Genomic DNA, 17,414 nt, shown 5'->3' with positions numbered 1-17,414 from the left:
TGTGGAACAGGTAAAACCGATGGCAGATGAATCACAGCAGGAAACTACCCATTTTGGCTTTCAGACCGTCGCCAAAAGTGAAAAGGCCGATAAAGTCGCGGACGTGTTTCACTCCGTCGCGGCGAAATATGACCTGATGAACGATCTGATGTCGTTCGGCATCCATCGCGTCTGGAAGCGTTTTACCATCGACAGCAGCGGCGTGCGCCGCGGTCAGCGCGTCCTGGATCTGGCCGGCGGTACCGGCGATCTGACGGCAAAATTCTCGCGCCTGGTTGGTGAAACCGGTCAGGTGGTGCTGGCGGACATCAACAGCTCAATGCTGAAGATGGGACGCGAAAAGCTGCGCAATCTCGGCGTAACCGGCAACGTCAGCTACGTGCAGGCTAACGCAGAAGCGCTGCCATTCCCGGATAACTATTTCGACTGCATCACCATCTCCTTCGGCCTGCGTAACGTGACCGAAAAAGAAAAGGCGCTGGCGTCGATGTTCCGCGTGCTCAAGCCGGGCGGCCGTCTGCTGGTGCTGGAGTTCTCTAAACCGGTTTTCGATCCGCTCAGCAAAGCCTACGACACTTACTCTTTCCACATTCTGCCGCGCATCGGCCAGCTGGTGGCAAAAGACGCGGAAAGCTATCGCTACCTGGCGGAGTCGATTCGTATGCATCCGGATCAGGAAACCCTGAAGGCGATGATGAACGACGCGGGCTTTGAAAATATCAGCTACTACAACATGACCGGCGGCATTGTGGCGCTGCATCGTGGCTTTAAGTTCTGATTAATCATGACTTTTACCCCTCTCATCACCGGCGGTCTTGAGACCGCCCTGAACCGTGTGTTGTACCGCGATCGCAGTCTGAAAACCGCACGCCAGCGTCTGGCCGGCAAAGTCCTGCTACTGCGCCTGCAGGAGCTGGATTTTCCGCTGGTGCTGGTGTTCAGTGAAAACCAGCTGGATGTGCTGAGTGACTGGCAGGACCGCAGCGACTGTAACGTCAGCCTGCGTTTCAGCACGCTGCCTAAGCTGCGCGATCGTCAGCAGCTGACCAGCCTGATTCGCAGCGGTGAGCTGGACGTGGAAGGCGATCTGCAGGTGGTACAGCAATTCTCCGCGCTGATGGATCTGGCTGAACTCGACCCGGCCGAATATCTCGCGCCGTGGGTGGGCGACATTGCGGCACAGGGCATCAGCCAGGCCGCTCAGCGTGCGCTGGCCCAGCTCAGACAGCAGGTCACCCGCCGTCAGGATTATCTGGGGCAGGTGCTGACCGAAGAGTGGCGCGTGGCGCCTGGGGCGCTGGAGCAGGCGTGGTTTTGTGAGGAGGTAGAAGCGATGGAACGTGCGCTTAATGCGTTTGAGGCGCGTTTGGCACAGCTGGAGGCGAAATGACGCTGGGAGAAATTCGGCGCTTATACTTCATTATCAAAGTTTTTCTGACCTACGGGCTGGATGAACTGATTCCGCATATGCGCATTACGCTGCCGCTGCGGCTGTGGCGGCGCTGTGTTTTCTGGATCCCCAACCGGCACAAAGAAGCCGAGATGGGCATCCGTCTGCGTCTGGCCATGGAGCAGCTCGGTCCGGTTTGGATCAAGTTCGGTCAGATGCTCTCGACGCGCCGCGACCTGTTCCCGCCGAAAATTGCCGATGAGCTGGCGATTCTGCAGGACCGGGTGGCGCCGTTCGACGGCGTGAAAGCCAAAGCGCAGATTGAGCGTTCGATTGGCGGCCCGGTAGAAACCTGGTTCGACGACTTCGATATCAAACCGCTGGCATCGGCTTCGATTGCCCAGGTGCATACCGCGACGCTGAAATCCAACGGCCGCGAAGTGGTGATCAAAGTGATTCGCCCGGATATCCTGCCGGTGATCAAAGCTGACATGAAGCTGATTTACCGCCTGGCGCGCTGGGTGCCACGGCTGCTGCCGGATGGTCGCCGTCTGCGCCCGATGGAAGTGGTGCGCGACTACGAAAAAACGCTGATTGATGAACTCAATCTGCTGCGTGAAGCTGCCAATGCGATTCAGCTGCGCCGCAACTTTGACCAGAGCCGCATGCTGTACGTGCCGGAAGTGTTCTCCGACTACTGCAGCGAAACCATGCTGGTGATGGAGCGTATTTACGGCATTCCTATCTCCGACGTTGCCACGCTGGAGCAGCACGGCGTCAACATGAAGCTGCTGGCCGAACGCGGCGTGCAGGTGTTCTTCACCCAGGTGTTCCGCGACAGCTTCTTCCACGCCGATATGCATCCCGGCAACATCTTCGTCAGCTACGAGCATCCGGAAGATCCGCAGTATATTGGCATCGACTGCGGCATTGTTGGCTCGCTGAACAAAGAAGATAAGCGCTACCTGGCGGAAAACTTCATCGCCTTCTTCAACCGCGACTACCGCAAAGTGGCCGAGCTGCACGTCGACTCGGGCTGGGTACCGCCGGATACCAACGTGGAAGATTTTGAGTTCGCGATCCGTACCGTGTGCGAGCCGATTTTCGAAAAGCCGCTGGCGGAAATCTCCTTTGGTCACGTGCTGCTTAATCTGTTCAACACCGCGCGCCGTTTCAATATGGAAGTGCAGCCGCAGCTGGTGCTGTTGCAGAAAACCCTGCTGTACATCGAGGGCATTGGTCGTCAGCTCTATCCGCAGCTCGATCTGTGGAAAACCGCCAAGCCGTTCCTGGAGGACTGGATTAAGGATCAGATCGGCATTCCGGCCATCCTGCGGGCGGTGAAAGAGAAGGCGCCGTTCTGGGCGGAGAAACTGCCGGAGCTGCCGGAGCTTTTTTACGACAGTATGCGCCAGCACAAGTTATTGCAGCACAGTGTCGATAAACTCGTCACCGATTTGAACGCGCAGCGCACCCGTCATCATCAGGCACGTTATCTGTTTGGCGTCGGGGCTACACTGTTATTAAGTGGCACCGCAGTGCTGCTGAGCCGGCCTGACTGGGACTTCTTCCCGGCGCTGTTAATGGCCGCCGGCATCGTCACCTGGCTCATCGGCTGGCGCAAGACAAACTGATTGTCTGCCTGGTGCAAATCGCGTAATGTCGCAGGCTTAAGTCCGGGTAAAAACGGACTTTCTGTGCGTTACAGTTAACCGTTTTTCACAGAATATTAGAGGCATATCTCATGGGCGGTATCAGTATTTGGCAATTGTTAATCATTGCCGTCATTGTTGTACTTCTGTTCGGTACCAATAAGCTTCGTAACCTGGGTTCGGATTTAGGCTCTTCCATTCGCGGCTTCAAAAAAGCCATGAGCGATGAAGACGAGAAAAAGGATCAACCGAAAGAGCAGGACGCTGACTTCAACGCCAAACTGGCAGACAAACAGCACACCCCGGCGAGCAAAGACGACGCCCGGGACAAGTAAGGTAAAACTGTGTTCGATATTGGTTTTAGTGAACTGGTATTGGTGTTCGTGATCGGGCTGATTGTACTGGGCCCGCAGCGCTTACCGGTTGCGGTGAAAACCGTTGTTGGCTGGATCCGGGCCATTCGCTCGCTGGCTGCTAATGTGCAGAACGAACTGGCCCAGGAGCTGAAACTGCAGGAGCTGCAGGACAGCCTGAAAAAGGTCGAAGAGGCAGGACGCGGCACGCTGTCGCCGGAGCTGAAGCAATCCATGGAAGAGCTGCGTAAAACCGCGGACTCCATGAAGCGCTCGGTGCAGCAGAGCATCGATATCGAAAAAGCGGAAGATGAAGCCAACACCATTCATCAGCCGCCCGCTGCTGCGCCACAACCCGCTGCCGCACCGCAGCCCGCTGAGCCGCACAGCGTTGTGACGCCGGCCAGCGCGGCGCATCAGGCCAGCGCCCCGGCGCAGGCGCCGCAGCCTGCACCAGCCACCAGCCACACCGATTCCGTCGCGCCTGCGACCACTCCTCCCGTAAAAGATGAACGATAAACATGGCCGTTGAAGATACCCAACCGCTCATCAGCCACCTGATTGAGCTGCGCAAGCGTCTGCTGAACTGCATCATCGCGGTGTTTGTTATCTTCCTGTGTCTGGTTTACTTCGCCAACGACATCTATCACGCGGTGGCAGCGCCGCTGATTAGCCAGATGCCCGCCGGTGCCAGCATGATCGCCACGGACGTGTCCTCACCGTTCTTTACGCCGATCAAACTGACCATCATTGTGTCGGTGTTTCTTGCGGTGCCGGTGATTCTTTATCAGGTCTGGGCGTTTGTCGCCCCCGCGCTGTATCGCCATGAGCGCCGCCTGGTGATGCCGCTGCTGTTCTCCAGTACGCTGCTGTTTTACGTCGGCGTGGCCTTTGCCTACTTCATTGTGTTCCCGCTGGCATTTGGCTTCTTCGCCAAAACCGCGCCGCAGGGCGTCACCATCGCCACGGACATCACTAACTACCTCGACTTTGTCATGACGCTGTTCATGGCGTTTGGCGTGGCGTTTGAGGTACCGATTGCCATCGTGCTGCTGTGCTGGACCGGCATTACCAGCCCGGACGATCTGAAAAAGAAACGGCCGTATATTCTGGTCGGCGCGTTTGTGGTTGGGATGTTGCTCACACCGCCGGACGTTTTCTCGCAAACTTTGCTCGCTATTCCGATGTACTGCCTGTTTGAAGTCGGCGTATTCTTCTCCCGCTACTATGTGGGTAAAGGACGTCAGGCGGCAGACGATGAGGAACAGAACCCCGACGCCTGATGTCTTTTATGCAGGGCATCCCGCTGATGGGGTGATGATGAATCTTAACCGCCCGCCTGCCGGGCGGTTTTTCTATCCGTCGCTTTAAGACGGAATGGGGAGCAAACATGTTTGATATCGGTGTAAACCTGACCAGCACGCAATTCGCAAAAGATCGCGATCAGGTGGTAAAACGCGCGCGCGAAGCAGGCGTCACCGGCCTGTTAATTACCGGCACCAATGCCCTGGAGAGCCAGCAGGCGCGTCAGCTGGCGACCCGGCACGCGGGCTACTGCTGGTCGACCGCCGGCGTGCACCCGCATCATGCCAGCGAGTGGTCGGCGGAAACCGCCAGTACGCTGCGCCGCCTGGCTGACAGCGAGCAGGTGGTCGCGATTGGTGAATGCGGGCTCGACTTCAACCGGAACCTTTCCGCGCACGAGCAGCAGGAGTACGCGTTTGATGCGCAGCTCCAGCTGGCGGCTGAACTGCAGCTGCCGGTGTTTTTACACTGTCGTGAGGCACATGAACGTTTTCTGGCGGTGCTGCAGCCGTGGCTGCCGAAATTGGTGGGCGCGGTGGTGCACTGTTTTACCGGCACGCGTGACGAGCTGGAAGCCTGCCTGGCGCTGGGGTTATCGGTGGGCATTACCGGCTGGGTGTGCGATGAACGGCGCGGAATGGCGCTGCGTGACATGCTGCCGCTGATTCCGGCAGATCGTCTGCTGCTGGAGACGGACGCGCCCTATCTGCTGCCGCGCGATATGCGTCCGCGTCCGACCTCGCGCCGTAACGAACCCTGCTTTCTGCCGCATATCGTTCAGCAGGTGGCGCACTGGCGTGGTGAACAGCCAGACGCACTGGCGGCACGCGTCGACCACAACGCACGTCAGCTATTCAGGCTGGCTTAAACCTTACGGAACTGCTTGTTGTCCACGCTGCGCATCACCTGTTTATTCAGCAGGTTAAGCAGCAGGATTGAGCGGGTTTCACCATCGGGCTCGGCAAAGATAGCGCGCAGCCCTTCAAAGGTGCCGTCGGTGATCAGCACTTCATCACCGACCTGCGGCGTTTCCGGATCCAGCAGGATCTGCGGCGCATCAGTTTGCAGCGCTTCGATCACTTCATACGGCACCGTCGCGGGCATGGCACCAAAGCGCACAAAGTGGCTGACGCCGCGCGTGCTGCTGATGGTGGTGGTGTGAATCGCTTCCGGATCGAATTCGATAAACAGATAGTTGGGAAACAGCGGCTCACTCACGGTGGTGCGTTTGCCGCGCACAATCTTCTCCAGAGCGATCATCGGGCTGAGGCAATTCACCTCCTGCCGCTCAAGATGCTCCTTCGCGCGCAACAGCTGACCACGTTTGCAATAGAGTAAGTACCAGGATTCCATAACTGCTCCCAAATAATGGACGCTAAGAATAACAAACCTGTTGTCAGAGTTATAGCGCATCGGCGGCCGGAAACCCGGTCACAGAAGAAAAATCTCTACGAATTTTCCGATTGGTGCGGCGAACTAACGCTTTTCAGCAAGAAAATTGACGTCTGGCGATCATCTGTATCAGACTGCCAACCCATTAGACGAAGAAAAAGGACGGGCTGATGGAACTGTTTTTACTGAGCAATGGCAAAGTGGCCGACGATGCGCCGCTGCTGAGCTATGCGCATCCGCAGCTGCACGCGATGATTGCCCAGCGCGGTATCACCTCGGCGGTGCTGGTGCCCTACGCCATTATTCGTGACGATCACGCCCAGCGTGCGCAGGCGTTGTCTCAGTCACTGGGCATTCCGGTGCGCACGGTACATGAGTTCGAGACACCGGTTGCGGCCATTGAGCAGGCGGAGCTGATTCTGGTGAGCGGCGGCAATACCTGGCTGCTGAACCAGATGCTGCACGAGCAGGGGCTGATCGTGGCGATTCAGCGCGCAGTGCGCGAGCGCGACGTCCCTTACGTTGGCTGGAGCGCGGGCTGCAACGTGGCGGCACCGTCGATTCGCACCACCAATGATATGCCGGTACGCAGCAGCGTGGTGCTGCCTGCGCTGGGGCTGTTCCCGGTGCAAATCAATCCTCACTATCTTGATGCGCACGTCAGCGGCCACATGGGCGAAACCCGTGATGAGCGTCTGGCCGAATTCTGCGCGGTGAATCCGCAGGAGTCGGTGATTGCGCTGCGGGAAGCCAGCTTCCTGCACGTCAGTGAGAACCGTCTGCGCTACTACAGCGCGCGCGGTGAAGATTTCAAAGTGTTCCGTCACGGTGAAGCGATTGCCGCTTATCACGATGTGCTGGCCCTGCAGTCGCTGGTGCCGTTTTCCTGTCAGCCCGCCTGACGCAGAAACTCAAACACGCTGGCGTGAACAAACTTATAATGACGCTTCACTCTGGCCGGAAGACTAACGCCGCATGAAATATCAGGATTTACGAGACTTTCTCGCGCTGCTGGAACAGCGCGGCGAGTTAAAGCGCATCACTCAGGAGATCGATCCTGTCCTCGAGATGACCGAAATCGCCGACCGCACGCTGCGGGCCGGTGGCCCGGCGCTGCTGTTCGAAAACCCGAAGGGCTACAGCATGCCGGTGCTGTGCAACCTGTTTGGCACGCCGAAGCGCGTGGCCATGGGTATGGGCCAGGAAGAGGTCAGCGCGCTACGCGAAGTGGGTAAGCTGCTGGCGTTTCTGAAAGAGCCGGAGCCGCCGAAGGGGTTCCGCGACCTGTTCGATAAGATGCCGCAGTTCAAACAGGTGCTGAACATGCCGACCAAACGGCTGCGTAATGCGCCGTGTCAGGAAGAGATTTTCAGCGGTGACGAGGTCGATCTGGCGCGCATCCCGGTCATGAAATGCTGGCCGGGCGATGCGGCGCCGCTGATTACCTGGGGTTTAACCGTCTCGCGTGGACCGCATAAAGAGCGGCAGAATCTCGGCATTTATCGTCAGCAGGTGATTGGTAAAAATCGGGTGATTATGCGCTGGCTGTCGCATCGCGGTGGCGCGCTGGATTTCCAGGAGTGGTGCAAAGCACATCCCGGTGAACGCTTCCCGGTAGCGGTGGCGCTGGGCGCCGATCCGGCCACCATTCTTGGCGCGGTGACGCCAGTGCCGGATACGCTATCGGAATATGCGTTTGCCGGTCTGCTGCGCGGCAACAAAACCGAGGTGGTGAAGTGCGTCTCGAACGATCTGGAAGTGCCGGCCAGCGCAGAAATCGTGCTGGAAGGCTACATCGAACCGGGTGACATGGCGCCGGAAGGGCCGTACGGCGATCACACCGGCTACTACAATGAAGTAGACAGCTTCCCGGTGTTTACCGTGACGCACGTGACCCAGCGGCGCAACCCGATTTACCACTCCACCTACACCGGCCGTCCGCCGGATGAGCCCGCGGTACTGGGCGTGGCGCTGAACGAAGTGCTGGTGCCGATTCTGATCAAACAGTTCCCGGAGATTGTGGATTTCTATCTGCCGCCGGAAGGCTGCTCTTATCGCCTCGCGGTAGTGACGATTAAAAAACAGTATGCCGGTCACGCCAAGCGCGTGATGTTCGGCGTGTGGTCGTTCCTGCGCCAGTTTATGTACACCAAGTTTGTGATTGTGTGTGACGATGACGTCAACGCGCGTGACTGGAACGACGTGATTTGGGCCATCACCACGCGGATGGATCCGGCGCGCGATACGGTACTGGTAGAAAACACGCCGATTGACTATCTCGACTTCGCTTCGCCGGTTTCCGGACTTGGCTCGAAAATGGGACTGGATGCCACCAACAAGTGGCCGGGTGAAACCCAGCGTGAATGGGGGACGCCGATTGTGAAAGATCCTGCGGTTACGGCGCGTATTGATGCAATCTGGGATGAGTTAGCGATCTTTGCCGAGCCGCCGCAGCGCTGATGGCGGCTGAGAACCATAAAAAAGGGCACCTATGACGACGTTAAGCTGCAAAGTGACTTCGGTTGAAGCAATTACGGACACGGTTTACCGCGTGCGGTTAATTCCGGCGGCGGATTTTAGCTTCCGCGCCGGCCAGTATCTGATGGTGGTGATGGATGAGCGCGACAAGCGCCCGTTTTCGCTGGCATCGACGCCAATGGAAAAGGACATCATTGAGCTGCACATTGGTGCCTCAGAACTGAACCTGTACGCCATGGCGGTGATGGATCGCATCAAAAACGATCGGCAGATCACCGTGGATATGCCGCACGGCGACGCCTGGCTGCGTGAGGACAGCGCGCGGCCGATTGTGCTGATTGCCGGCGGCACTGGCTTCTCCTATGCGCGTTCGATTCTGCTGACCGCGCTGGCGCAGCAGCCGGATCGCGATATCGCTATCTACTGGGGCGGCCGCGAGCTGAGACATCTGTACGATCTGGATGAACTCAATGCGCTGGCGGTGAAGCATCCGAACCTGAAAGTGATTCCGGTGGTGGAGCAGCCGGCGGAGGACTGGCAGGGGCGCAGCGGCACGGTGCTGACCGCGGTGATGCAGGATTATGCCAGCCTGAGCGGACACGATATCTACATTGCTGGCCGGTTTGAGATGGCAAAAATTGCCCGCGAGCGCTTCTGTGCCGAACGTGGTGCGTTAGAAGCGCAGATGTATGGCGATGCGTTTGCCTTTATCTGATGCGTGACACGGTGCTCATGCACGTGCCGCTGCAAAAAAAAGCCCGCCCGGTTGGGCGGGAACACGTGCAAGTGTAGTGGTCAACGTATTAAACCCGTTCAAATACCGTCGCGATGCCCTGGCCTAAGCCAATGCACATGGTTGCCAGACCAAACTGTGCATCGCGACGCTCCATCAGATTCAGCAACGTGGTGCTGATACGAGCGCCGGAACATCCCAGCGGATGCCCGAGTGCGATTGCGCCGCCGTTAAGGTTCACTTTCTCATCCAGCTGCTCCAGCAGCCCTAAATCTTTCAGGCACGGCAGCGTCTGCGCGGCGAAGGCTTCGTTGAGTTCGAACAGATCAATATCCTGCACGCTCAGCCCGGCGCGCTTCAGCGCCAGCTTACTGGCCGGTACCGGGCCGTAACCCATGATCGACGGATCGCAGCCAACCACCGCCATGCTGCGGATGCGTGCGCGCGGCGACAGCCCCAGTTCGCGCGCCCGGCTTTCGCTCATGATCAGCATGGCGGCCGCGCCGTCGGACAGCGCCGACGAACTGCCGGCGGTAACCGTGCCGTTGACCGGATCGAACGCCGGACGCAGCGCGGCTAAGCCTTCAAGACTGGTGTCCTCGCGAATCACTTCATCACTGTCATAGCGTTTCAGCACGCCATCGGCATCGTGGCCGTAGGTCGGGACGATTTCGCGTTTGAAATCACCGCGCTGAGTGGCGGCCGCAGCGCGCTGGTGTGAACGCAGCGCGAAGGCATCCTGCTGTTCACGGCTGATGTGGTGCATGCGCGCCAGCATCTCGGCGGTCAGCCCCATCATGCCCGCCGCTTTCGCCACGGTGCGCCCCAGGCCGGGATGAAAATCCACGCCGTGGTTCATCGGTACGTGGCCCATATGTTCCACGCCGCCAATAATACAGCTGTGGGCATCGCCGACCATAATCGCGCGCGCCGCATCGTGCAGCGCCTGCATGGACGAGCCGCACAGGCGATTGACGGTGCTGGCCGGCACGCGATGCGGGATCTCCGCCAGCAGCGCGGCGTTGCGGGCGATATTAAAGCCCTGTTCCAGCGTCTGCTGCACGCAGCCCCAGATAATGTCATCCAGCGCGGCGGCATCGACGGCCGGATTGCGGCTGAGGAGTTCGCGCATCAGATGGGCGGAGAGATCCTCGGCGCGCACCTGGCGAAAGGCGCCGCCTTTGGAACGGCCCATCGGCGTGCGCACGGCATCAACAATCACTACGTTTTCCATGTTCATTACCTCAGGCAGTTTGCAGCGCCGCTGCGTCAATCGGTTGAGCGACGGGATACCAGCTCTGATGCTGGTGGGCTTTCTGAACCAGCAGCTCAGGCAGCGCGTACAGCGGGCCGAGCGCGAGGTAGCGTTTAGCCTGATCGACGACATTGCTGATGCCCAGCGTGTCCATATAGCGGAACGCGCCACCGCGGAACGGCGGGAAGCCTAAGCCATACACCAGCGCCATATCCGCCTCGGCGGGGGAAGCGATGATGTTTTCTTCGAGGCAGCGCACCACTTCGTTGAGCATCGGCAGCATCATGCGGTTGGCGATCTCTTCATCGCTGAATACCCGCTTCGGTTCACATACCGGCTCCAGCAGCGCATCGACATCTGCATCGGCGCGCTTCTGCGCTTTGCCTTTTTTGTCCTGTTCCCAGCGGTAAAAGCCCTGGCCATTTTTCTGGCCGTAGCGTTTGGCTTCAAACAGCACATCAATGGCATCGCGGTAATCTTTCTGCATCCGCGACGGGAAGCCCTGCGCCATCACCTGTTGCGCATGATGCGCGGTATCTATGCCCACCACGTCCAGCAGCCACGCCGGCCCCATCGGCCAGCCAAACTGCTTCTCCATCACTTTATCGATCTGGCGGAAGTCCGCGCCGTCGCGCAGTAGCAGGCTGAAGGCGGCAAAGTAGGGGAACAGCACGCGGTTCACAAAGAAGCCGGGACAGTCATTCACCACAATCGGTGTTTTGCCCATCTTGCTGGCCCACGCCACCACTTTGCTGATGGTGGCTTCAGAGGTTTGCGTACCGCGAATCACTTCGACCAGCGGCATACGCGGCACCGGATTGAAGAAGTGCATGCCGCAGAAATTTTGCGGACGCTGCAGCGCCTGCGCCAGCTGGCTGATTGGAATGGTGGAGGTATTCGAGGCCAGCACGGCATCATCCCGCAGCTGCTGCTCGGTTTCAGCCAGCACTTTGGCTTTAATTTGCGGGTTCTCGACCACCGCTTCGACCACCACATCGGCGCGATCAAAGCCGCTGTAATCCAGCGTCGGCTGAATGCTCGCCAGCACGCGCGCCAGCCTGGTACCGTCGATTTTGCCGCGCTCCAGCTGTTTATTAAGCAGCTTGCTGGCTTCATTCATGCCCAGCGTCAGCGCCTGCGGATTAATATCTTTCATCTTCACCGGCACGCCTTTCCAGGCCGACTGCCAGGCGATGCCGCCGCCCATGATCCCTGCGCCCAGTACCGCCGCCTGCTCTGGCGTGCCGGCCGCGCTGCTGTGTTTCTTCGCCAGGCCTTTTACGTACTGGTCATTGAGGAAGATGCCGACCAGCGCACGTGCCACATCGCTCTGCGCCAGCGGCACAAAGGCAGCGGTTTCCAGCTTCAGCGCATCATCACGACCTAAGCCCGCTGCCGCTTCGATGGTTCGCACCGCGGCGATCGGCGCTGGATAGTGTTTACCGGCGGTTTGCTGCACCATGCTTTTGGCGAGGGTAAAACTCATCGCAGCTTCAATCGGGCTGAGCTTAAGCGGTGCCAGCTTCGGCGCGCGACGCGCCTGCCAGCTGCCCTGGGCTATGGCATCCTGCAGCATGGTCAGCGCCGCGCTGCGCAGCTTCTCGCTGCTGACCACCGCATCCACCAGACCGAGCTTCAGCGCGCCCGGGCCATCAATATCTTTACCGGCGGCGATGATCTCCAGCGCGCTGTCGGCACCGAGCAGGCGCGGCAGACGCACGCTGCCGCCGAAGCCCGGCATAATGCCGAGTTTGGTTTCCGGCAGGCCAATGCGCGCGGTGGGCGTGGCCACGCGGAAGTCGGTCGCCAGCACACACTCGCAGCCTCCGCCCAGTGCGTAGCCGTCAATGGCGGCGATGGTTGGCACCGGCAAATCTTCCAGACGATTAAAGATGCTGTTGGCAAATGTCAGCCACTGGCTGAGCTGCTCAGCGGGCGCATCAAACAGCGACAGGAATTCTGTGATATCCGCCCCGACAATAAACGCCGGTTTGGCGGAAGAGAGCAGCAGGCCGCGCAGCGTGCTTTGCTGCTCCAGTACGCTCAGCGCCTCGCCTAAGGCGGCGACGGTTTTGGTATCAAGTTTGTTCACCGAACCGGGCGCATCAAAAACCAGCTCGGCGATGCCATCGTCAAGCCAGTGCACTGAAAGGGTATCGCCTTGGTAGAGCATGTCCGTCTCCTGAAACGCGAAAGGTGATCTGGTCATACCAGATGATCAGGAGTGTGGGTGTCATGTTAATTTTTTGCAAACGAGAGTTTGCTTATTTGATACGGCGATCACAGCGCGCGCAGCACGGCATCCCCCGCGCGGCTGTGCTACACTGCCGCCACTTTCGCGACATCGGAGACAAGTCCATGGATTCACTGAAAACCCTGTATCATGCGCATATCTCAACGCTGCAGCAGCGTGCGCAACAGGTGCTGGCGCGCTTTAAGCTGGACGCCATGCTGATTCATTCAGGCGAGTTGCTGACCGTATTTCTTGACGATCATGACTATCCGTTTAAGGTGAATCCCCAGTTTAAAGCCTGGGTGCCAGTGACCCAGGTGCCCAACTGCTGGCTGTGGATCGATGGCGTGAATAAACCCAAACTGTGGTTCTACTCGCCAGTCGATTACTGGCACAACGTCGAGCCACTGCCTGACAGCTTCTGGACCCAGGATGTCGAGGTCATCGGCCTGAAAAACGCTGACGATATCGCTCAGCTGTTGCCGGCACAGCGCGACAATGTGGCCTATATCGGGCCGGTACCGTCCCGCGCCACCCAGCTGGGCATCCGCAGCGAGGGGATCAACCCTCAGGGCGTCATCGACTTCCTGCATTATCATCGCAGCATCAAAACCGATTACGAGCTGGCCTGTATGCGCGAAGCGCAGAAGCTGGCGGTGGCAGGCCATCGCGCAGCGAAAGAGGCGTTCTTCTCCGGCATGAGCGAGTTTGATATCAATCTTGCCTATCTGACCGCCACCGGCCACCGTGACATTGATGTACCGTATGGCAATATCATCGCGCTGAATGAACATGCTGCGGTGCTGCACTACACCCGGCTTGACCATCAGCCGCCGGCGAAACGTCACAGCTTCCTGATTGATGCCGGCGCAGAGTATCTTGGCTATGCGGCAGACCTGACGCGCAGCTACGCGGCGCAGAGCAAAACGCGCTACGCGGAAATGGTTGCCGCGATGAATAAAGAGGAGCTGGCGCTGATCGCTACGCTGAAAGCCGGCGTGCGCTATACCGATTACCATCTGCAAATGCATCAGCGTATCGCGCGTCTGCTGCTGAAGTTTGAACTGGTGCAGGGGCTAAGCGAAGAGACGCTGGTGGCGGAAAACCTCACCGGGCCGTTTATGCCGCACGGCCTCGGCCATCCGCTGGGCCTGCAGGTGCACGACGTTGCCGGGTTTATGCAGGACGACAGCGGCACGCATCTGGCGGCGCCATCGCAGTATCCTTATCTGCGCTGTACGCGGGTGCTGCAGCCGGGCATGGTGCTGACCATTGAACCGGGCTTCTATATTATCGATTCACTGCTGGCGCCGCTGCGCAGCGGTAAGTTCAGTCAGCACTTTGACTGGCAGGCGATTGATGCCCTGAAGCCGTACGGGGGCATTCGTATTGAGGATAATGTGGTGATTCACGCCAGCCGCATCGAAAACATGACGCGTGACTTGCATCTGGCCTGATGGACGCTTACGACATTCCCGCTGAGGCCGTCAGTCTCAGCGAGGAGACCATCAAAAAGAGCCGCTTTATTACCCTGCTGGCGCATACCGATGGGGTGGCCGCTGCGCGCGCCTTTGTGCAGCAGGTAAAGCACGAACACCCGACCGCGCGGCATCACTGCTGGGCCTGGGTGGCGGGCGCGCCCGATGATTCACAACAGCTGGGGTTTTCTGACGATGGCGAACCCTCCGGCACGGCCGGTAAGCCGATGCTGGCGCAGCTGATGGGCAGCGGCGTGGGCGAGATCACCGCCGTGGTGGTGCGCTATTATGGCGGTATCATGCTGGGCACCGGCGGGCTGGTGAAAGCCTACGGTGGCGGCGTGCAGCAGGGGCTGAAGCTGCTGGCGCGCCAGCGTAAAGTGCCGATGCAATGTTTCACCCTGCAGTGTGACTATGCGCAGCTGAGCGATATAGAGCGTCTGCTGCAGCGTTTTGACGGCAGCATTGAACAGAGCCATTATCAGGATCGCATTGCGCTACGTCTGGCGTTGCCCCATCCGCAGATTGATGGCTTCAGGCAAAACCTTTCTGATTACAGCCGGGGCGCTTTGGCGCTGATCCCGCTGGACAACTAACCGCATCTGTTTAAAGGAAACGGCTGAATGCATTTTCGCGCCATTACCCGCATCGTGGGCCTGCTGGTGATTCTGTTCTCGGTAACCATGATCCTGCCTGGCTTAGTGGCCCTGATTTATCGCGACGGTGCCGGGCGCGCGTTCAGTCAGACGTTTATGATGGCGATCGTCATCGGTTCGCTGCTGTGGTGGCCCAACCGCAAACAAAAAAGTGAGCTGAAACCGCGTGAAGGCTTTCTGATTGTGGTGCTGTTCTGGACCGTGCTGGGCAGCGTGGGGGCAATGCCGTTTATCTTCGCCGAGCAGCCACATCTGTCGGTGACCGACGCCTTCTTCGAATCGTTCTCTGGCTTAACCACCACCGGTGCCACTACGTTAGTAGGGCTCGACTCGCTGCCCAAAGCGATTCTGTTCTATCGCCAGATGCTGCAGTGGCTTGGCGGCATGGGGATCATCGTGCTGGCGGTGGCCATTCTGCCGATTCTTGGCGTCGGCGGCATGCAGCTGTACCGCGCCGAGATGCCGGGACCGCTGAAAGATAACAAAATGCGCCCGCGCATTGCCGAAACGGCTAAAACCCTGTGGCTGATTTATGTGCTGCTGACGGTGGCCTGTGCGCTGGCGCTGTGGCTGGCGGGCATGCCGATGTTTGATGCTATCGGCCACAGCTTCTCGACCATCGCCATCGGCGGTTTTTCTACCCATGATGCCAGCATCGGCTACTTCAATAGCCCGACCATTAATACCATCGTGGCGATTTTCCTGCTGATCTCCGGCTGTAACTACGGCCTGCACTTCTCATTGCTCAGCGGGCGAAACCTGAAAGTCTACTGGCGCGACCCGGAATTCCGCATGTTCATTGGCGTGCAGCTGACGCTGGTGCTGATTTGTACCCTGGTGCTGTGGTTCCATAATGTCTATTCCAGCGGCTGGCAAACCCTCAATCAGGCGTTTTTCCAGGTGGTATCGATGGCGACGACGGCGGGCTTTACCACCGACAGTATTGCGCGCTGGCCGCTGTTCCTGCCGGTGCTGCTGCTGTGTTCAGCCTTTATCGGCGGTATGGCGGGTTCGACCGGCGGTGGCCTGAAGGTGATTCGCATTCTGCTGCTGTGCAAGCAGGGGTCGCGCGAACTGAAACGCCTGGTGCATCCCAATGCGGTCTATACCATTAAGCTGGGGAACCGTGCGCTGCCGGAACGTATTCTCGAAGCGGTGTGGGGCTTTTTCTCGGCTTACGCGCTGGTGTTTCTGGTCAGCATGCTGGCGATTATCGCCACCGGCGTGGATGACTTCTCGGCCTTCGCCGCAGTGGCGGCGACGCTGAATAACCTTGGCCCGGGTCTGGGTGTGGTGGCAGATAACTTCACGTCGATGAATGATGTCGCCAAGTGGATTTTAATCTCCACCATGCTGTTTGGACGCCTTGAAGTGTTCACGCTGCTGGTGCTGTTCACGCCCACCTTCTGGCGCGAATAATAAAACAGGAATGAGTGATGAAAGCGTTAATTCTTTATTCCAGCCGTGACGGGCAAACCCGTGAAATCGCGGCGCGTATTGCCCGCACGCTGACACCGCAGCAGCTGTGCGATGTGCTGGATCTGGCACAGGCGCCGCAGGTGGAGTGGGCACAGTATGATCGCGTGCTGATTGGCGCCTCGATCCGCTATGGTCATTTCCAGCCCGAGCTGATGAAATTCGTCACGCAACATAAGGCGGCACTGCAGCAGCGCGTCAGCGGCTTTTTCAGCGTCAATCTTACTGCGCGCAAAGCCGATAAGTGCACGCCGGAAACCAATGCCTATACGCGTAAGTTCCTGGCGCAGTCACCGTGGCAGCCGGATCGCTGTGCGGTATTTGCCGGTGCGCTGCGTTATCCACGCTATCGCTGGTTCGATCGCATCATGATTCAGTTCATTATGCGTATGACCGGCGGCGAAACGGATACATCGAAGGAAGTTGAATACACCGACTGGGAGAAAGTCACGCGTTTTGCCCAGGATTTCGCACAGTTACCAGGCAAATTGCCGCAAAATAACGCGTAGTGGTGAAATTTAGGCCGAACGATCATTTTTTTGCAATAAACCCTTGTCAGCCAGAATTAACGCCCTATAATGCGCCACCACTGAGACGGCAAAGCGGCAACGCAGACGGCTCAGCAGGGCGTGAAGCGATTCACCCCGCCGGAGAAAAACGCTGAAAAAAAGTGTTTGACTCTGAAGGAGGAAAGCGTAATATACGCCACCTCGCGACAGCAGGCCGAACGCCGCGTCGCACCGCTCTTTAACAATTTATCAGACAATCTGTGTGGGCACTCGCAGGATTGATATCACAAGCCTACGGGCTTTAAAAAATATCAAGTCTTTGCTGAGTGAACACGTAATTCATTACGAAGTTTAATTCACAGGGCATCGCTGCACTTGTTGCAGCAAATCAAACTTTAAATTGAAGAGTTTGATCATGGCTCAGATTGAACGCTGGCGGCAGGCCTAACACATGCAAGTCGAACGGCAGCACAGAAGAGCTTGCTCTTTGGGTGGCGAGTGGCG

General features: G+C 58.4%; 17 protein-coding genes and 1 rRNA gene. 15 read left to right on the top strand and 3 right to left on the bottom strand.

Features of this window, described 5'->3' with window-relative positions; all coding sequences use genetic code 11:
• Positions 1-19: 19 nt before the first annotated feature.
• From ubiE to tatD, 7 genes are all read left to right on the top strand, one after another.
• A complete protein-coding gene (ubiE, locus tag F3I21_RS18555; protein ID WP_150059509.1) occupies positions 20-778 on the top strand; it encodes a bifunctional demethylmenaquinone methyltransferase/2-methoxy-6-polyprenyl-1,4-benzoquinol methylase UbiE in 759 nt (252 codons plus the stop codon).
• Positions 779-784: 6 nt separating this feature from the next.
• Positions 785-1,390 carry an SCP2 domain-containing protein gene (locus tag F3I21_RS18550; protein WP_021506948.1) on the top strand — a complete coding sequence of 202 codons (606 nt, stop codon included), beginning with the start codon at positions 785-787 and terminating at the stop codon, positions 1,388-1,390.
• A complete protein-coding gene (gene ubiB, locus F3I21_RS18545; RefSeq protein WP_021506947.1) occupies positions 1,387-3,024 on the top strand; it encodes a ubiquinone biosynthesis regulatory protein kinase UbiB in 1,638 nt (545 codons plus the stop codon). The genes F3I21_RS18550 and ubiB overlap by 4 nt, the downstream gene beginning before the upstream one ends.
• 110 nt (positions 3,025-3,134) lie before the next feature.
• The gene (gene tatA, locus F3I21_RS18540) at positions 3,135-3,377 is read left to right on the top strand and encodes a Sec-independent protein translocase subunit TatA (protein ID WP_010618194.1); all 243 of its coding nucleotides are present in this window, start codon (positions 3,135-3,137) and stop codon (positions 3,375-3,377) included.
• 9 nt (positions 3,378-3,386) lie between these two features.
• Entirely contained in the window at positions 3,387-3,914 is a 528-nt protein-coding gene (gene tatB, locus F3I21_RS18535; RefSeq protein ID WP_021506946.1) for a Sec-independent protein translocase protein TatB, read from the top strand.
• 2 nt (positions 3,915-3,916) lie between these two features.
• Complete coding sequence (tatC, locus tag F3I21_RS18530) at positions 3,917-4,678, top strand: Sec-independent protein translocase subunit TatC (RefSeq protein WP_150059508.1); 762 nt, start codon at positions 3,917-3,919, stop codon at positions 4,676-4,678.
• Between the two features lie 107 nt (positions 4,679-4,785).
• Entirely contained in the window at positions 4,786-5,568 is a 783-nt protein-coding gene (gene tatD / locus F3I21_RS18525; RefSeq protein WP_058758125.1) for a 3'-5' ssDNA/RNA exonuclease TatD, read from the top strand.
• On the opposite strand, the gene rfaH is transcribed toward tatD, so the two are convergent.
• Positions 5,565-6,053: a transcription/translation regulatory transformer protein RfaH gene (gene rfaH / locus F3I21_RS18520; RefSeq protein WP_031279607.1), complete on the bottom strand. Its 489-nt coding sequence runs from the start codon at positions 6,051-6,053 to the stop codon at positions 5,565-5,567. The genes tatD and rfaH overlap by 4 nt on opposite strands.
• A gap of 209 nt (positions 6,054-6,262) precedes the next feature.
• On the opposite strand from rfaH, the gene pepE reads away from it, so the two are divergent.
• The 3 genes from pepE to fre all read left to right on the top strand — a co-directional run bounded on the left by pepE (position 6,263) and on the right by fre (position 9,285).
• Positions 6,263-6,994 carry a dipeptidase PepE gene (pepE, locus tag F3I21_RS18515; protein ID WP_058775526.1) on the top strand — a complete coding sequence of 244 codons (732 nt, stop codon included), beginning with the start codon at positions 6,263-6,265 and terminating at the stop codon, positions 6,992-6,994.
• A 73-nt stretch (positions 6,995-7,067) separates the two neighbouring features.
• Positions 7,068-8,552, top strand: a complete 1,485-nt coding sequence (gene ubiD, locus F3I21_RS18510; protein WP_021506941.1) for a 4-hydroxy-3-polyprenylbenzoate decarboxylase — start codon at positions 7,068-7,070, stop codon at positions 8,550-8,552.
• Positions 8,553-8,583: 31 nt separating this feature from the next.
• Positions 8,584-9,285, top strand: coding sequence for an NAD(P)H-flavin reductase (fre, locus tag F3I21_RS18505; protein WP_021506940.1), 702 nt, complete (start codon positions 8,584-8,586; stop codon positions 9,283-9,285).
• Positions 9,286-9,373: 88 nt separating this feature from the next.
• Here fre and fadA read toward each other — a convergent pair whose 3' ends face one another.
• Positions 9,374-10,537, bottom strand: a complete 1,164-nt coding sequence (gene fadA / locus F3I21_RS18500; protein WP_141497098.1) for an acetyl-CoA C-acyltransferase FadA — start codon at positions 10,535-10,537, stop codon at positions 9,374-9,376.
• Between the two features lie 10 nt (positions 10,538-10,547).
• Complete coding sequence (fadB, locus tag F3I21_RS18495) at positions 10,548-12,731, bottom strand: fatty acid oxidation complex subunit alpha FadB (RefSeq protein ID WP_150059507.1); 2,184 nt, start codon at positions 12,729-12,731, stop codon at positions 10,548-10,550.
• 185 nt (positions 12,732-12,916) lie between these two features.
• Between fadB and pepQ the strand changes: the two genes are divergently transcribed.
• The 5 genes from pepQ to F3I21_RS18470 form a co-directional block, all read left to right on the top strand.
• Positions 12,917-14,248 (top strand): Xaa-Pro dipeptidase, encoded by a 1,332-nt coding sequence (gene pepQ, locus F3I21_RS18490; protein WP_058758128.1) that lies wholly within the window; start codon positions 12,917-12,919, stop codon positions 14,246-14,248.
• The gene (locus F3I21_RS18485) at positions 14,248-14,865 is read left to right on the top strand and encodes an IMPACT family protein (protein ID WP_150059506.1); all 618 of its coding nucleotides are present in this window, start codon (positions 14,248-14,250) and stop codon (positions 14,863-14,865) included. The genes pepQ and F3I21_RS18485 overlap by 1 nt, the downstream gene beginning before the upstream one ends.
• A gap of 27 nt (positions 14,866-14,892) precedes the next feature.
• Entirely contained in the window at positions 14,893-16,344 is a 1,452-nt protein-coding gene (trkH, locus tag F3I21_RS18480; protein ID WP_021506935.1) for a Trk system potassium transporter TrkH, read from the top strand.
• A gap of 17 nt (positions 16,345-16,361) precedes the next feature.
• Positions 16,362-16,910, top strand: coding sequence for a menaquinone-dependent protoporphyrinogen IX dehydrogenase (hemG, locus tag F3I21_RS18475; protein WP_058781596.1), 549 nt, complete (start codon positions 16,362-16,364; stop codon positions 16,908-16,910).
• Positions 16,911-17,307: 397 nt separating this feature from the next.
• Positions 17,308-17,414, top strand: a 16S ribosomal RNA gene (locus F3I21_RS18470); the annotation flags it as partial.

The sequence above is a fragment of the Pantoea sp. B_9 genome (assembly GCF_008632015.1).
GTDB classification, from domain to species: Bacteria; Pseudomonadota; Gammaproteobacteria; order Enterobacterales; family Enterobacteriaceae; genus Pantoea; species Pantoea dispersa.
This window is presented reverse-complemented; position numbering and strand designations above follow the sequence as displayed.